General features: G+C 78.3%; 15 protein-coding genes. 8 read left to right on the top strand and 7 right to left on the bottom strand.

Features of this window, described 5'->3' with window-relative positions; translation table 11 throughout:
- Positions 1–40 precede the first annotated feature (40 nt).
- The 3 genes from ACUN9U_RS04965 (at position 41) to ACUN9U_RS04955 (ending at position 2,900) form a co-directional block, all read left to right on the top strand.
- Complete coding sequence (locus tag ACUN9U_RS04965) at positions 41–244, top strand: hypothetical protein (RefSeq protein ID WP_445483818.1); 204 nt, start codon at positions 41–43, stop codon at positions 242–244.
- Positions 241–2,034, top strand: a complete 1,794-nt coding sequence (locus ACUN9U_RS04960; protein ID WP_445483958.1) for an ABC transporter ATP-binding protein — start codon at positions 241–243, stop codon at positions 2,032–2,034. The genes ACUN9U_RS04965 and ACUN9U_RS04960 overlap by 4 nt, the downstream gene beginning before the upstream one ends.
- A gap of 92 nt (positions 2,035–2,126) precedes the next feature.
- Positions 2,127–2,900, top strand: a complete 774-nt coding sequence (locus ACUN9U_RS04955) for an HAD family hydrolase (RefSeq protein WP_445483817.1) — start codon at positions 2,127–2,129, stop codon at positions 2,898–2,900.
- Between the two features lie 4 nt (positions 2,901–2,904).
- Here ACUN9U_RS04955 and ACUN9U_RS04950 read toward each other — a convergent pair whose 3' ends face one another.
- Both ACUN9U_RS04950 and ACUN9U_RS04945 read right to left on the bottom strand, forming a co-directional pair.
- Positions 2,905–3,714 carry a CPBP family intramembrane glutamic endopeptidase gene (locus ACUN9U_RS04950; RefSeq protein ID WP_445483957.1) on the bottom strand — a complete coding sequence of 270 codons (810 nt, stop codon included), beginning with the start codon at positions 3,712–3,714 and terminating at the stop codon, positions 2,905–2,907.
- Positions 3,715–3,910: 196 nt separating this feature from the next.
- Entirely contained in the window at positions 3,911–4,744 is an 834-nt protein-coding gene (locus ACUN9U_RS04945) for a fructosamine kinase family protein (RefSeq protein ID WP_445483816.1), read from the bottom strand.
- A 22-nt stretch (positions 4,745–4,766) separates the two neighbouring features.
- On the opposite strand from ACUN9U_RS04945, the gene ACUN9U_RS04940 reads away from it, so the two are divergent.
- Both ACUN9U_RS04940 and ACUN9U_RS04935 read left to right on the top strand, forming a co-directional pair.
- On the top strand, positions 4,767–4,952 hold the full coding sequence (locus ACUN9U_RS04940) for a hypothetical protein (protein ID WP_445483815.1): 186 nt from the start codon (positions 4,767–4,769) through the stop codon (positions 4,950–4,952).
- Between the two features lie 35 nt (positions 4,953–4,987).
- On the top strand, positions 4,988–5,959 hold the full coding sequence (locus ACUN9U_RS04935) for an aldo/keto reductase (RefSeq protein WP_445483814.1): 972 nt from the start codon (positions 4,988–4,990) through the stop codon (positions 5,957–5,959).
- Positions 5,960–5,987: 28 nt separating this feature from the next.
- Here the strand turns inward: ACUN9U_RS04935 and purB are convergent, their stop codons facing one another.
- From purB to ACUN9U_RS04915, 4 genes are all read right to left on the bottom strand, one after another.
- Positions 5,988–7,406 (bottom strand): adenylosuccinate lyase, encoded by a 1,419-nt coding sequence (gene purB / locus ACUN9U_RS04930; RefSeq protein ID WP_445483813.1) that lies wholly within the window; start codon positions 7,404–7,406, stop codon positions 5,988–5,990.
- A 100-nt stretch (positions 7,407–7,506) separates the two neighbouring features.
- Positions 7,507–8,505 (bottom strand): M23 family metallopeptidase, encoded by a 999-nt coding sequence (locus ACUN9U_RS04925; RefSeq protein WP_445483812.1) that lies wholly within the window; start codon positions 8,503–8,505, stop codon positions 7,507–7,509.
- A 79-nt stretch (positions 8,506–8,584) separates the two neighbouring features.
- Positions 8,585–9,226 carry a molybdenum cofactor biosysynthesis protein gene (locus tag ACUN9U_RS04920; RefSeq protein ID WP_445483811.1) on the bottom strand — a complete coding sequence of 214 codons (642 nt, stop codon included), beginning with the start codon at positions 9,224–9,226 and terminating at the stop codon, positions 8,585–8,587.
- On the bottom strand, positions 9,223–9,855 hold the full coding sequence (locus tag ACUN9U_RS04915; RefSeq protein ID WP_445483810.1) for a glycosyltransferase: 633 nt from the start codon (positions 9,853–9,855) through the stop codon (positions 9,223–9,225). Before ACUN9U_RS04915 ends, ACUN9U_RS04920 begins: the two co-directional genes overlap by 4 nt.
- A 120-nt stretch (positions 9,856–9,975) precedes the next feature.
- On the opposite strand from ACUN9U_RS04915, the gene ACUN9U_RS04910 reads away from it, so the two are divergent.
- Both ACUN9U_RS04910 and ACUN9U_RS04905 read left to right on the top strand, forming a co-directional pair.
- On the top strand, positions 9,976–10,290 hold the full coding sequence (locus tag ACUN9U_RS04910; RefSeq protein ID WP_445483809.1) for a hypothetical protein: 315 nt from the start codon (positions 9,976–9,978) through the stop codon (positions 10,288–10,290).
- Complete coding sequence (locus tag ACUN9U_RS04905) at positions 10,287–11,939, top strand: hypothetical protein (protein ID WP_445483808.1); 1,653 nt, start codon at positions 10,287–10,289, stop codon at positions 11,937–11,939. Before ACUN9U_RS04910 ends, ACUN9U_RS04905 begins: the two co-directional genes overlap by 4 nt.
- A 5-nt stretch (positions 11,940–11,944) precedes the next feature.
- On the opposite strand, the gene ACUN9U_RS04900 is transcribed toward ACUN9U_RS04905, so the two are convergent.
- Positions 11,945–13,417, bottom strand: a complete 1,473-nt coding sequence (locus ACUN9U_RS04900; protein WP_445483807.1) for a sugar porter family MFS transporter — start codon at positions 13,415–13,417, stop codon at positions 11,945–11,947.
- A 108-nt stretch (positions 13,418–13,525) separates the two neighbouring features.
- On the opposite strand from ACUN9U_RS04900, the gene ACUN9U_RS04895 reads away from it, so the two are divergent.
- A complete protein-coding gene (locus ACUN9U_RS04895) occupies positions 13,526–14,638 on the top strand; it encodes a histidinol-phosphate transaminase (RefSeq protein WP_445483806.1) in 1,113 nt (370 codons plus the stop codon).
- Positions 14,639–14,705 lie beyond the last annotated feature (67 nt).

Below are 14,705 nucleotides of genomic sequence, written 5' to 3'. Positions count from 1 at the left end.
GGTGGACCGGGACGGGGAGGTGGCGGCGTTGGCGGCACTGGTGGCTCGGGCAGCGGACGACGACCCGCTGGAGGCCCTCGCGGCCCTGGCGGCGGCGCGGCGGGAGCTGGAGGCCCTGGAGGAGGTCGCGGTGCGCCGGGCCCGGCTGCGCTCGGCGTCCTGGGCGGCCGTGGCCGCGGCGATGGGCGTGAGCCGGCAGGCGGCCCACCAGCGCTTCCGGCTCTCCCGCTGGGGCGACCGCTGACCAGCCCCGGCGGCGGGACCGGCCCGGACGGGCCCCGCCCGGCGGGAGCCACCGCCGGGCGCCGCGAGGGGCTGGCCAGCCTGCTGCCCCACCTGTCCCAGCACCGCCGCGCGCTCGCGGCGGCAGCCGCCCTCTCCCTGGTCACCGCGGCCACCGGTCTGGCGCAGCCCCTCCTGGTCCGGCGCGTGGTGGAGGCCGTCCAGGACGGCGGCCGCGCGGCGCCGGCGGTGGTGGCGGTCGTCGTCGTCCTGGTCGCCGGCTCCCTCGTCGGCGCCGTCCAGCAGTACCTGCTCCAGCGGACCGCCGAGGGCGTGGTGCTCAGCACGCGGCGCCGGCTGGTCGGCAGGATGCTGCGCCTGCCGGTCGCCGAGCTGGACTCCCGCCGCACCGGCGACCTCATCTCCCGCGTCGGCTCCGACACCACGCTCCTGCGCGCCGTGGTCACCTCCGGGCTGGTGGAGGTGGCCTCCTCGGCGCTGCTCGCCGTCGGGGCGGTGGTCGCCATGGCCCTGGTCGACCCGCTGCTCCTGGGGGTGGTGCTGGTCTCGGTGGGCGTCGGGGTGGTGGCGGGCGTCGCGGTGGGGCGCCGCCTGCGCGACCTGGCGCGCGCCTCCCAGGAGCGCGTGGGGGCGATGACCGCCGCCGTCGAGCGCGCCCTGGGCGCGGTGCGCACCCTGCGGGCCGCGGGGGCCACCGACCGCGAGGTCGACGCCGTGGGGCGCGCTGCCGAGCAGGCCTACCAGGCGGGGGTGCGCGCGGCCCGGGTGCAGGCGGCCATCTCCCCGCTGGTGGGCGTGGCCGTGCAGGGAGCCTTCGTGGCGGTGCTCGGGGCGGGCGGCTACCGGGTGGCCAGCGGGGCCATCTCCGTCGCCGACCTCGTGGCGTTCATCCTCTACCTGTTCCTCCTGGTCATGCCGCTGGGCCAGCTCCTGGGCGCCTACTCCCAGCTCCAGCTCGGCCTCGGCGCCCTCTCGCGGGTGGAGGACGTGCTCGCCCTCCCCGAGGAGGACCCCGCCCCCCGGGCCGCCCCCGCGCCCGCGCGGACCGGGGCGCACCTGCTGGAGCTGGACGGCGTCTCCTACGCCCACCGCGGCAGCAGCTCGCTCGTGCTCGACGGCGTCTCCTTCAGCGTGGGGCGCGGCACCCGGACCGCGGTGGTCGGCCCCTCGGGCGCCGGCAAGTCCACCCTGCTCGGGCTGCTCGAGCGCTTCGACGACCCGGTGGCCGGTGCGGTCCGCCTGGACGGCACGGACCTGCGCGACCTGCCCCGGGCGGCGCTGCGCGCCCGCCTGGGCTACGTGGAGCAGGAGGCCCCCGTGCTGGCGGGCACGCTGCGCGAGAACCTGCTGCTGGCGGCCCCTCGCGCCAGCGAGGCCGAGGTGGCCGAGGTGCTGGCCGCCGTGGGCCTGACGGGGCTGGCCACGCGCTCCCCGCTGGGCCTGGAGGCCCCGGTGGGCGAGGGCGGGGTGCTGCTGTCCGGTGGGGAGCGCCAGCGCCTGGCCATCTGCCGCTCGCTGCTCGCGCGCCCGGAGCTGCTGCTGCTCGACGAGCCCACGGCGAGCCTCGACGCCCGCAACGAGGCCGCGCTCGCCCGCGCCCTGGACGCCGTGCAGCGCCGCTCCACCGCGCTGGTGGTGGTCGCGCACCGGCTGTCGACGGTGGTCGACGCGGACCAGATCGTCGTCCTCGACGCCGGACGCGTGGTCGGCGCCGGCCGCCACGCGGAGCTGCTGGAGACGACCCCGCTGTACCGCGAGCTGGCCGCCACCCAGCTCCTCGTGCCGGGCTGACGGGCTGACGGGCTGACGGGCTGACGGGCTGACGGGCTGACGGGCTGGTGGGCTGGCGGGCGGCGTGGCGGCCGGGGAGGCAGGCTCGGCGGGTGAGCACGCTCCCCGGTGACGACCGCTTCGCCCAGCCCTCGCCCGCCGACGTGGAGGCCGGTCCCGTGGACCCGCTCGACGCCGGGTCCGGGCAGCCGCCGCTGCGCGTGGTGCTGCTCGACGTCAACGGCACGCTGAGCGACACCTCGGCCCTGGCCGGCGCCTTCGAGGCCGTCGGCGCGCCCGGCCACCTGGCCGCCTCCTGGCTGCCCTCGGTGCTGCGCGACGGGTTCGCCCTCACCCTGCACGGAGCAGCGGCCCGCTTCACCGACGTGGCCCTCGCCGGCGCGCGCACGGCCCTCGCCGGCGCGGGCGTGGCAGCTGACCGCCTGGACGCCGCCGCCTCCTCGGTGGTCGAGGCGCTGGGGTCGCTGCCGCTGCACCCCGACGTCGTCCCCGGCCTGCAGGAGCTGCGCCAGCGCGGCCTGCGCCTGGTGCCCCTGTCCCAGGGCCCCGTCGGCGCGACCGAGCGCCTCCTGGCCGGCGGCGGCGCCGCCGCCCTGGTCGAGCCGGCGCTGTCGGCCGCCGACGCCCCCGGCGGCCTGTGGAAGCCGGCCGCCAGCACCTACGCCTGGGCGCTGGACCAGGTCGGCGCGTCACCGGCCCAGGCGCTGCTCGTGGCCGCCCACCCCTGGGACCTCGACGGCGCGGCGCGCGCCGGCCTCACCACGGCGTGGGTCGACAGGCCCGGCGGTTCCCCCTACCCGCGCACCATGGCCGAGCCCGACCTCGTGGTGCCGGGCCTGGACGCCCTCGCCGACCTGCTGCGCTGAGCGGTCAGCTGAGCCCGAGCGGCCCCGCCAGGTACTGGTACCCGACGAAGGCGACGACGTCGAGCAGCGCGTGGGCCACCACCAGCGGCATCACGCGCCGCGTGCGCCAGTAGACCAGGGCGAACACCACGCCCATGACCAGGTTGCCCAGGCCGGGCCCGAAGCCCTGGTAGAGGTGGTAGCTGGCGCGCAGCAGCGAGCTCGCCGCGACCACCCAGGCCACCGTCCACGCCTGCGGGGACAGACGGGGCAGCAGCCGGCCCAGCAGGGCCGGGCGCGCCCAGCGCAGGCGCGGCAGCCGGTCCAGGAGGTAGGCGACGACGACGACCTCCTCCAGCAGCGCGTTCTGCAGCGCCGAGGCGACGAGCACCGGCACGGTCCACCACAGGCCGGTCAGGGCCGACGCCTGCACCTCGGCCGTGACGCCCAGGGCCCGGCCCGCCAGGTAGAGGCCGAGGCCGGGGATCCCGATGACCGCTGCCAGGCCCACCCCCTGGAGCAGGTCGCGCCCGGGGCGGCGCAGGTCGAGGCCGATGCGTCGGCAGGTGCGACCGACCGCGGGCAGCAGCGGGCCGCGTCCCGACGTGCCGCCGGCCAGGAGGAACAGGCACAGTGCCACCGGCACGAGGGCGAAGCCGATCCCGAGCAGCTGGTAGGTGAGGTCGAGGTAGGGCCGCGGGCTGCGCGACGGGTTCAGCGTGGCCGTGCCCGCCGCGACCCCGCCGGCGGCCGTCACCAGGGCGATGAGCTGGACGACGGCGTAGACCCCGGAGCGGCCCAGGGACAGCGCTGCCACGAGCAGCACCTCGCCCAGGACGCGCCCGCGCGCGAGCTCGGTGCCGTCGGTGGTGCCGTCGGAGGTGCCGTCGGTGGTGCCCGCCGGGGCGCCGTCGGGCCGGCCGTCGGCAGCGGAGGGCTCCACCTGCGTCACGGCGGCAGTGTCGGTGAGCGGGCTGGGAGGCCGCTGGGAGCGCCGGCGGGTGGTCGCGTCGGCGGCGCCCCAGCGACGATCACCGCGCCGCGAGGGCCGCCCGCGCCGCGCGACCCGCTGCTGCGCCGTAGGGGCCGCCGAACAGCTGCGCGTGCACGAGCAGCGGGTGCACCTGGTGCAGCGGCACCCGCTCGCGCCACCCCGCGGCCAGCGGCGCGGCCTCGTCGTAGGCGGCCAGCACCCGCTCCAGGTGCGGCAGGCCGAACAGGGCGAGCATCGCCAGGTCGGTCTCGGCGTGGCCGCCGTGGGCGGCGGGGTCGACCAGGACGACGCCGGTCGCCGTCCACACCGCGTTGCCGCTCCACAGGTCGCCGTGCAGCCGCGCAGGAGGGCGGCCGTCGTCCCAGGCGCCGTCGGCGAGCAGGTCGGCCACGCGCGCCACGGCCTCGGCGTCGTCGGGCTCCAGGGCGCCCGCGTCCCGGGCGGCCGCCAGGTGCGGAGCCAGCCGGTGGGCCGCGCAGAAGGCGCCCCAGCCGGAGCGGTCGGCGGCCGGCGCCTGCTGCACGTGGGACAGGGGGGCGGTGCCGACCCAGCCGTCGCGGTGCCAGCCCGCGGGCGGGGCGCCGTGGTGGGGCGCGCCCGCCGCGTGGGTGACGGCCAGCTGGCGCCCGAAGGCCTCGGCGGCCGCGGGCGTCGGGTCCACGGGGACCAGCCGGGGCAGCACGAGGTGATCGCGGCCCACCTCCAGCGCCCGGGGCACGTCGACGCCGCCGTCCCCGCGGGCCTCGGCGAGCCACGCCAGCCCTGCGGCCTCGACGGCGAAGAACCCCTCCGGCGCACCGGCGCGGGTCTTGGTGAAGACCTCGCCCTCCCGCGGGGGGCGGGAGGCGCGGCGGTGGTCGGGAGCACTCATGCACCGGTCCTACCGTGGAGGGATGAGCACCGGCATCGTCGGCGTCGTCCTGTGGGGCACGATCATCGTCATCGGGTTCTTCGTCGTCCTCGTCGCCCGCGCGGCCTCCGAGGAGCGCCGCGAGGGACCCCGCCAGCACATCCGCCAGCCGGTCCTCAAGGGCTGGGACCAGGTCACCCCGCCGGGCCAGGAGCGTCCCCGCCGCTGAGGTGTCCCGCGCGCGGCGCGGGGTAGGTCCAGGTCATGACCAGCCTGCCCAGCACCACGACCACCTCCACGGGCACCGGGACGGTGCCCCTCGGGGACACCGGCATCGGCCTGCACCCCCTGTGCCTGGGCGGCAACGTCTTCGGCTGGAGCGCTGACGAGGAGGCCTCCCGCGCCGTGCTCGACGCCTACGCCGAGGCGGGCGGCAACCTGGTCGACACCGCCGACGTGTACTCGGCCTGGGTGGAGGGCCACAGCGGCGGGGAGAGCGAGTCCGTCATCGGCCGCTGGCTGGCCGACCGCCATCCCGGCGCCGGTGCCGTGCACGTGGCCACCAAGACCGGCGCGGCCGAGGGCGCCGAGCTGACGCGGTCGGGCGTCGACGCCGCCCTGGACGCGTCCCTGGGCCGGCTGGGCCTCGACTCCGTGGCGCTGTACTACGCGCACCGCGACCAGGAGCAGCGTCCCGTGGAGGAGGTCGTGCAGGCCTTCGCGGCCACCGTCACAGACGGGCGCGCGCGGGCCTGGGCGGTGAGCAACTGGAGCGCCGAGCGCATCGACGGCGCCGTCGCCGCGGCCCGCGAGGCGGGGGTGCCCGGCCCCGTCGCCGTGCAGAACGCCGGGAGCGCCGTGACCCGCACCGACCCCGCCGTCGTCGACGCCTGCCGCCGCCACGGGCTGCTCGCCGTGCCCTACGGGGCGCTGGCCTCCGGCTTCCTGACCGGCAAGTACACCCGCGGTGGGCAGGTGCCGGAGTCCGTGCGGGCCGAGGGCGTCGGGAAGCGCTACAGCGACGAGCGCAGCTGGGCGGTGCTCGACGCGGTCCGCGCCGTGGCCGAGGGCCGCGGTGCCGCAATGAGCACGGTGGCCCTCGCCTGGCTGCGGGCGCAGGGCGCGGTGCCGATCGCCTCGGCCCGCACCCCCGAGCAGCTCACCGCCCTGCTGGCGGTCACGGCCGTGGAGCTGTCCGCCGACGAGCTGGAGGCCATCACGACCGCGGGACTGTGAGGGCGGCGGCCGCGCGGCGCCGGGGTGCTCAGACGCTGCGGGCCAGCTCCTCGGCCAGGCCGGTGTAGGTGGCCGGGGTCAGGGCCAGCAGGCGCTCGGCCGCCTCCTGCGGCAGGCCCAGCCCCGCCACGAAGGCGCGCATGCCCTCGGCGTCCACGCGCCGGCCGCGGGTGAGCTCCTTGAGCCGGGAGTAGGGGTCGTCCATGCCGGGCACCCCCGCCACCGACGCCGCGCGCATGACCGACTGCACCGCCTCGCCGAGCACCTCCCAGTTGGCGTCGAGGTCGCGCGCGAGGGCGGCGTGGTCGACGTCGAGCCCCGCCAGGCCCTTGCGGACGTTCTCCACCGCCAGCAGGGAGTGGCCGAAGGCCGTGCCGGTGTTGCGCTGCATCGAGGAGTCGGTGAGGTCGCGCTGCAGGCGGGAGGTCACCAGCGTGGAGGCGAGCACGTCGAGCAGCGCGCAGGAGACCTCGAGGTTGGCCTCGGCGTTCTCGAAGCGGATCGGGTTGACCTTGTGGGGCATCGTGCTCGACCCCACCGTGCCCTGGCCGCGCACCTGCGCGAAGTAGCCCAGGGAGATGTAGCTCCACACGTCGGTGCACAGGTCGTGCAGGACGCGGTTGAACCGGGCGACGTCGCTGTACAGCTCCGCCTGCCAGTCGTGGCTCTCGATCTGCGTGGTCAGCGGGTTCCACTGCAGTCCCAGGCCCTCGACGAAGGTGCGCGAGACGTCCTGCCAGTCGGTGGTGGGGACGGCGACGACGTGCGCGGCGTAGGTGCCGGTGGCGCCGTTGAGCTTGCCGAGGTAGTCGGCGCGCTCCACGCGGCGCAGCTGCCGGTCCAGGCGCGCGGCGGTCACCGCGAGCTCCTTGCCCAGCGTCGTGGGCGTGGCGGGCTGGCCGTGGGTGCGCGCCAGCGCCGCGGCGCCGGCGGCGTCGTGCGCCATCTCGACGAGCTGCGCCTGCAGCGCGCGGGCGGCGGGGAGCCACACCCGCTGCACCGCGCCGCGCACCATGAGGGCGTAGGACAGGTTGTTGACGTCCTCGCTGGTCAGGCAGAAGTGCACCAGCTCGACCAGGTCGGCGGCGCTGCCGGCGGCCAGCTGGCGGCGCAGCCACACCTCCACGGCCTTGACGTCGTGCACCGTCTCGCGCTCGATGGCGGCCATCTCCTCGACCGCTCCCGGGCCGAAGCCCTCGACGAGCCCCCGCAGCTCGGCGACCTCGGCGTCGGTGAGGCGCCGGGCCCCGGGCACCGCCCCAGCGGCGGTCAGGTGCACCAGCCACTCCACCTCCACGCGGAGCCGCTCGCGGTTGAGGGCCGCCTCCGAGAGGTGCTCCACCAGGGGCGAGACGGCGGCGCGGTAGCGGCCGTCGAGGGCGCCGAGGGCGTAGCCGGCGTCGGCCAGCGGCGTGGGCGGCGCAGCGGAGGGCGTGGGGGTGCTCACGGCCCTGCATCCTCCCAGGTGCGCAGCGACCCCCGCGCCGGGTGGCGCGGGGGCCGGGTGGCGCGGGGGCCGGGTGGCGCGGGGGCCGGGTGGGGCGGGGTCAGCGGACGGGGACCAGCCGCACGGGGACGCCCGCGGCCACCCGAAGGCGCGGGGTGTCGACGAGCAGCAGCTGCGCCTGCGGCTCCGGGACGGCCCCGGAGCAGCCGACCGAGGCGAGCACCTGGCCCGGTAGCACGCGGTCCCCGACCGCGACCCGCGCCGAGCGGCGCTGCAGGTGCGCGAGCACCGCGTACCGGCCACCGCCGCAGTCGAGCACGACGTGGTTGCCCAGCACGGCCCGCGCGCCGAGCAGCTCGCGCGCGGCGTCGAGCAGGCCGCCCGCCAGGCGGGCCGCGCCGCTCTGCCGGCAGGCGTGGTCGCGCGCGCCGTCCACCACGCGCAGCACCGTCGCGTCGGCGGGGGACAGCACCGGCTCCCCGAACGTCGCAGCGTCGCCGACGGGCAGCAGGCCGAGGCGGCGGGCCGCGGCCGCGCGCCGCCCGGGCACCGGCAGCGCCGCGGGGTCCGGCACGGCGACGTCGAGGACCAGCCCCACGGCGTGGGCCCGGCCGTAGGAGCCGGGCCCGGTGGCGCCGGAGTCGTCGGCCTCCACGCAGGCGCCCGCGAGCGGCGCGGACAGCACCTGCACCGACGCCCACCGACCGCGCGGACCCAGCACCGACAGCACCGCCGCCGCCGCCACCAGGAGCACCCCGAGCAGCCCCGCGCCGGTCGCGGCGTCACCGGCCAGCTGCGGCCACGGCAGGGGCAGCAGGTGCAGCACGACGCCGCAGCCCACCAGCGCCGCCCCCGCCAGCGAGGCGGTGCCGCGCGCCCGGGCGCAGGCGCGCACGGCGAGCGGGGTGCGCGCCGGCGCGCAGACCAGCTGCACCGGGCCGGCGGGCCGGGTCCCGCGCGGTCGCGGGACCGGCGCCGTGGTCGTGACGGGCGCTGTGGTCGTGACGGGCTCGGCGGCCGGCGCACCGCCGCTCTCCAGGAGCACCAGGTCGTCCAGCAGCGAGCGGGAGGGGCGCGGGACGTCCGGCAGCGCGGTCACCCCGGCACGCTAGGCAGGGGGGACCCGGGATCCACGGCGCCACGCCGGAGCGCGCGGGCCCAGGTGGCGCCGGCTCCGCTCAGGGCAGCGGGCGCCCCCCGCGCGGCAGCACGGCGCGCCCGGCGAGCGCGGGGTCGAGGGGGACGTCGGACAGGAGCAGGGCGCTGCCGCGCCGCAGCCGGCCGGAGCCGAGCGGCTCGCAGCGAAGGCCGCCGCGCCCCCGCAGCGCCGCGTGGGCGCCCGGGGCCAGCTGGCGGTCCATCCACGCGCACGGCGCCGCCGGGCGGCGGCCCGCGAGCAGCACGGGGCCCTCGCCGCAGTCGAGGGCGAAGGTGCGCCCGCGCAGCGGCTCGAGCTCAGCCCCGCGCAGCACCGCGTTGCGGCGCGCGAGCAGCGGGTCGAACGGCGCGACGCCGAGCTGGGAGGCCACCGCCTCCAGCGCCTCGACCGCCAGCAGGGTGACGGCGGCGTCCAGGTGCGCGGCCTTGCCGAAGAACCTGTCCCCGACGATGCCGCGCCCGGCCACGACGTCCGCGCTCTCGCGGTCCTCCGAGGCCGGGCCGGCCGGCGCGCCGCCGCTGGCGGGCCCGAAGGGCAGCGGACCGTCCTTGGGACGGCCGAAGTAGCGGTGCACGGGGGAGACGAGCAGGTGCAGCACCACCACGGGGGTGCTGTGGACCAGCGGCTCCAGCGCGGCGCCGGGAGAGGGCCCCTCGCTCACCGGTGCAGCGGACCCGGGCCGCAGCGCACCGGGACCTGCGCCACGCGCCAGCCCTGGCGGGCCGCTGCCACCAGCAGCTCCTCGGGGGATGCGCCGGGCAGGGCGGCGAGCAGCTGGCGGCGGCCCGCGACCGCGCGGGCGGCGTCGGCCGGTCGCAGGGGCCGGCCGGCGGTGTCCCGCAGCCCGCCCACCGCGGACAGGGCCCGCCGCAGGCGGCGGGTCGCGCGGGCGTCGGCGAGGCGCCGGTGCAGCGGCCAGCCGCACAGGGCCGCCGGGCCCCAACCGGCCCGGCGCACGCCGAGCACCAGGTCGGCGCTGCCGCGCACGACGGGCTCGGCCAGCCGCTCCAGCTCGCGCGGGTCCACGCCGCTGCGCCCGTCGAGCAGGGCGACCACCGGCGCCGTCGTCCGCGCCAGGCCCGCGGCCCACGCCGCTCCCAGCCCGTCCGGGGCGTGGGCGTCCAGGGGGGCGACGACGCCCCGGTAGCCCTGCGGCAGGCGGTCGACCACCCAGCGCGGCGCCGCGCCCCGCGCGGCCGCCAGCACCGCATCCACCCTGGCCGTGCCCGGAGGCGGGGAGCAGGCGAACGTCGGCTCGAGGGCGCCCGCGGCGTCGTGCAGCCTCTCCACGAGGTCCGACGGTACGTCGCCGCGCACCTGCTCCGCCCACAGGTGCCGCCGGCGGGCGCGCCGTCCACAGGCCGAGGCGCGGCGGTGCCAGGCCGGCTGACGGCACCGGAGCATCGCCGGGTGCCCCAGACCGCGCCCGTCGTCCTGCCCGCCGAGGACGTCCGCGCCGCCACCGCGGCGGGTGAGCAGCTGGCCGAGCTGGCCGTCCGGCTGGGCGCGGCCGCCGCCGAGGTGGCCGCCCAGGCCGCGGTGCACCGCCAGCTGCTCGCCGTCGACTGGCACGGACCGGCGGCGGCCGCCTTCACCGGCGCGCTGGTGCTGCGGGTGGCCGCGCTGGAGCGCCTCGCCGCCACCGCCGAGGAGCTGGCCGGCTCCGCCGCGCGGCGGGCGGAGGCCGGGGGCGCCCTGCGCGCGGCGGCGGGGTGGTCCTGGTGAGCGGGGCCGGCGGCCTCGAGGTCTCGGGCGGGGTCGCGGGCGCCGGGGCGCAGCTGGAGCAGCTGGACCTGGCCGCTGCCCAGCTGCACCGCAGCGCCGCGGGGCTGCGGGAGGTGGGGGACCGGCTGCGGCGCGGCTGGAGCGTGCTGCAGGGGCTGGACGGGCTGCTGGGCGACCCCTTCGCCGTCCTCGCGCTGGAGGCGGACCTGGTGGGCGTGCTGCAGCGCCTCGACGAGGCGGTGCTGGCCAGCGCCGACCTGGGAGACGGCGTCGTGGTGTGCGCGGCGCTCTACCGGGGGGTCGAGGAGTCCCAGCGGAGCGCCTGGAGCGGCCTCGGGGCGCTGCTGGGCGGGCTCACCGGGCCGTCCGCGCGGCTCGCGGGCACCGTCCTGACCGGTGCCGCGCCCCTGCTCAAGAGCCGCCTCGAGCGGGGTCCGGCCGGACCGGCGGCCCCCGGCGCGGCTCCACCCGACGGACCGGGTGGGCGGACGGCCGCCGCGCAGGACCCGGCGTGCGCGGTGCCGGCCGCCGCTGGGGGGCCAGTGGGGCCAGCGGGGCCAGCGGGGCCGGGGCCGGGTCCAGGGCCGGGTCCGGTGCTGCTGGCGCCCGGTGCCGGTGCGGCGCGCCTCCTGCCGCCGACGGCCGACCCGCAGCTCACCGCGGCGCCGGGAGCGGGCGTCCCGGCCCTGCCGCGGACCTCCGCGCCGCTGGACCCGTCAGCCGGCCGGGGTGGCGGCGGCTTCGCGCAGGAGGCGCTGCGCCTGGCGCGCCAGGGGGTGCAGCCGCTGGTGGCCCTGGGCGCCGGTGCGCTCATGGGCGCCGGTGCCCTGGCCGCACCGCCGGTGCCCCAGCTGGCCGGGGCGGCGGTCCGCAGCGGCGCTGCCCGCGGGACGGGCGCCAGCACCAGCGCCGTCGTCACGACCCGTCAGGTCCCGGTGGAGCCGCCCACCGCGCCGCCCTCCGGCGTGCAGGACGCCCTGGCGCGCGTCGTGCGCACCGGTGACGGGTGCGGTCCTGCCGGTCGCCTGCGCGTGGAGCGGACCACCCACCCCGACGGGAGCGCTGTCGCGGTGGTCTACCTGCCCGGCGTGCAGGACTGGGCCTCCGACGCGCCCGTGCCGGCCTCCTACGACGCCGCCGTGCGCGGAGCGGCCGGCCAGCCGTCCGCCTACACCGACGCGGTGGTCGGGGCGATGGAGACCGCGGGCGTCGCTCCCGGGGAGCCCGTGATGCTCGTGGGGCACAGCCTGGGGGGCATCGCCGCGGTGCAGGTGGCGTCCGACCCCGCCGTGCGGGCCCGCTTCGACGTGCAGGCGGTCATCACCGCGGGCTCACCGGTCGGCTGGGCCGACGTGCCGCGCGGGGTGCAGCTGCTGGGCCTGGAGCACGCCGACGACCCCGTGCCGCAGCTGGACGGGCTCGACGCCCGCGACGTCGCGAACGTCACCACCGTCACCGCACCCACGCCTGAGGGGCACGGGTACCACGACGGGGAGGGGTACGCCCTGACGGGAGGGGCCGTGGACGCCTCCCGGCACCCCTCGGTGCTCGCCTTCCGGGCCGCTGCGTCAGCCTTCTTCGCCGTCCCCGGTGCGCCGGTGGGGCGGACCGAGGTGACCGAGGTCCTGGCGCGCACGGCCGGGCCGTGAGCCGCTCAGGCGCGGGCGCGCTCGCGGCGCTCGACGCGCAGGTCGTCCATGTCCTCCAGCTCGCGGCCCTTCGTCTCCGGCACCGCCCGGAGCACGAAGAAGAAGGAGACCAGCGCGAGCGCCGTGTACAGGCCGTAGGCGACCGGAAGCCCCACCTCCGCCAGCGGCGGGAAGGTGGTGCTGATGACGAAGTTGGCGATCCACTGCGCGGCCGCCGCCACCGACAGCGCCGCCGCGCGGATGCGGCCGGGGAACATCTCGCCGAGCAGCACCCAGACCACCGGTCCCCAGGTGATGCCGAAGGAGACGATGAAGAGGTTGGCCGCCACCAGCGCCACGGGGCCCCACGGGGCCGGCAGGGAGACCTGGTCGCCCTGCAGGGTGCCCTGGGTGAAGGCCAGCGCCATGACGCCCAGGGACACCGTCATGCCCACCGACCCGGCCAGCAGCATGGGCCGGCGGCCCACCTTGTCGACCAGGGCGATGGCCACCAGCGTCACGAGCACGTTGGTGATGGCGGTGATGACCGAGAAGAGCCCCGACTGCTGCTCGTCGAAGCCGACCGAGCTCCACAGCGACGTGGAGTAGTAGAAGATCACGTTGATGCCGACGGCCTGCTGGAAGACGGACAGCAGGATGCCGACCCACACGATGGGACGCAGGCCCAGCCGCGGGCCCCGCAGGTCGCGCAGGGAGGGGTCGCGCTCGGCCGCCAGGTGCTTGGCGATCTCCGCGATGCGCCGCCGGACCAGGCCGCGGTCCTTGAGGCCCTGGATGCTGGCCAGGACGCGCCCGGCCTCGTCCTGGCGGCCCTTGGCCACGAGGTAGCGCGGCGACTCCGGCACCGCGAGCGCCAGCGCGGCCCACACCACCGCGGGGACGACGCCGACGAGGAACATCCAGCGCCACGCGGGCAGGCCGAGCCAGAAGTCGTTGGCCGCGCCGTCCGCGGCGCCGGACAGCAGGGCGTTGGAGACCAGGGCGGACAGGATGCCGACGGTGATGGCGAACTGCTGCAGGGAGCCCAGGCGCCCCCGGATCGCCGCGGGGGAGACCTCGGCGATGTAGGCGGGGGCGATCACCGAGGCCGCCCCGATGCCCACGCCGCCGACGGCCCGCCACAGGACGAGGTCCCACACCGCGAAGGCCAGGCCGGAGCCGACCGCGCTGACGGCGAAGATGACGGCGGCGATGACCATGACGCGGGTGCGGCCGAGCTTGTCGGCCAGCGGCCCGGCGAACCAGGCGCCGACCGCCGCGCCCAGGAGGGCGCAGGAGACGGTGAAGCCCTTGAGCAGCGCACCGATGGTGAACTCGTCGGCGAGGGCGTCGACGGCGCCGTTGACGACCGAGGAGTCGAAGCCGAACAGGAAGCCGCCCACGGCGGCCACCACCGCGATGGCGATGACCTTGCCGGTGGTCTTCTGGCCCTCGCCGGCCGGGGAGGCCCCGCCGCTGCTCCGCGTCGTGCTGCTCACCCGCGCACCCTCCTCCTGCCCGGGGGCGCCCGCACTCCGAGACGGCCGGTACCAGCGCGTCCGGGTGGTGGGCCGGGACGGCGGCTCGGGCGGCCTACCGTGGCGACCGTGAGCAGCACGCCCCCGCAGCAGTCCCCCCGCCTGCGCGCCGCCGTCGGCGCCCTGCCCGGGTACCTGCCCGGCCGGCCGGCCCCGGTGGGCCCGGGCGGGGCCTCGTACAAGATCTCCTCCAACGAGAACCCCTACCCGCCGCTGCCCGCCGTGCTCGAGGTGGTGCAGCGCGCCGCGGCCGAGCTCAACCGCTACCCCGACATGGGCTCGGCGGACCTGGTCGCCGCCCTGGCCGAGCACCTCGACGTGCCCGCGGCCCGCGTGGTGCCGGGCACCGGCAGCGTGGGGGTGCTGGGCTCGGTGCTGCAGGCGGTGTGCGAGGCGGGCGACGAGGTGGTCTTCGCCTGGCGCTCCTTCGAGGCCTACCCGATCGTCGTCGGGCTCTCCGGGGCGACGCCCGTGCCGGTGCCGCTGGACGCCGCGGGCCGCCACGACCTCGGCGCCATGGCCGACGCCATCACCGAGCGCACGCGGCTGGTCCTGGTGTGCACCCCGAACAACCCCACCGGCCCGGTGGTCGGCGCCCAGGAGCTGGAGGCCTTCCTCGCCCGCGTGCCGCGCGACGTGCTGGTGGTCGTCGACGAGGCCTACCTGGAGTTCGTGCGCGACCCCACCGCCGCCGACGGCCTGGCCGCCCACCGCGCCCACCCCAACGTCATGGTGCTGCGCACCTTCTCCAAGGCCCACGGGCTCGCCGGACTGCGCGTCGGCTACGCGGTGGCGCACGAGCCGGTCGCGGAGGCGCTGCGCCGCACCGCGGTGCCCTTCGGCGTCTCGGGCATCGCCCAGCTGGCGGCGGTGGCGTCGCTGCAGCAGGCGGACGCCCTCCTGGAGCGCGTGGACGCGATCGTCGACGAGCGGGAGCGGGTGGCCGCCGAGCTGGCGCGGCAGGGCTGGCGGATCCCCCGCTCGGAGGCCAACTTCGTCTACCTGCCGGTGGGCAGCTCCACCCCGGACCTGGTGGCCGCCTGCGCCGAGGCGGGGCTGTCGGTGCGCGGGTACGGCGGCGACGGCGTGCGGGCCACGGTCGGCGACGCCGCGGCCGACGACGTCCTGCTGGAGGTCTGCGGCACCTTCCTGCGGACCTGGAGCCCGGACCGCGTCGGCTGACGGCGGCCGGGACGCGCCGCCGCTTCCGCTGGCACCTACGGGACCGTAAGGTACGGTTCCGTAGGTA

This window comes from Quadrisphaera sp. KR29 (assembly GCF_052644995.1).
Note: the sequence above shows the minus strand (reverse complement) of the source record. Positions and strands in the feature narration are given on the sequence as shown.

Coding starts and splice junctions, on each gene's coding strand:
- ACUN9U_RS04945 (WP_445483816.1), bottom strand. CDS start 4,744: ATGAGTGCTCCCGACCACCGCCGCGCCTCCCGCCCCCCGCGGGAGGGC.
- ACUN9U_RS04940 (WP_445483815.1), top strand. CDS start 4,767: ATGAGCACCGGCATCGTCGGCGTCGTCCTGTGGGGCACGATCATCGTC.
- ACUN9U_RS04935 (WP_445483814.1), top strand. CDS start 4,988: ATGACCAGCCTGCCCAGCACCACGACCACCTCCACGGGCACCGGGACG.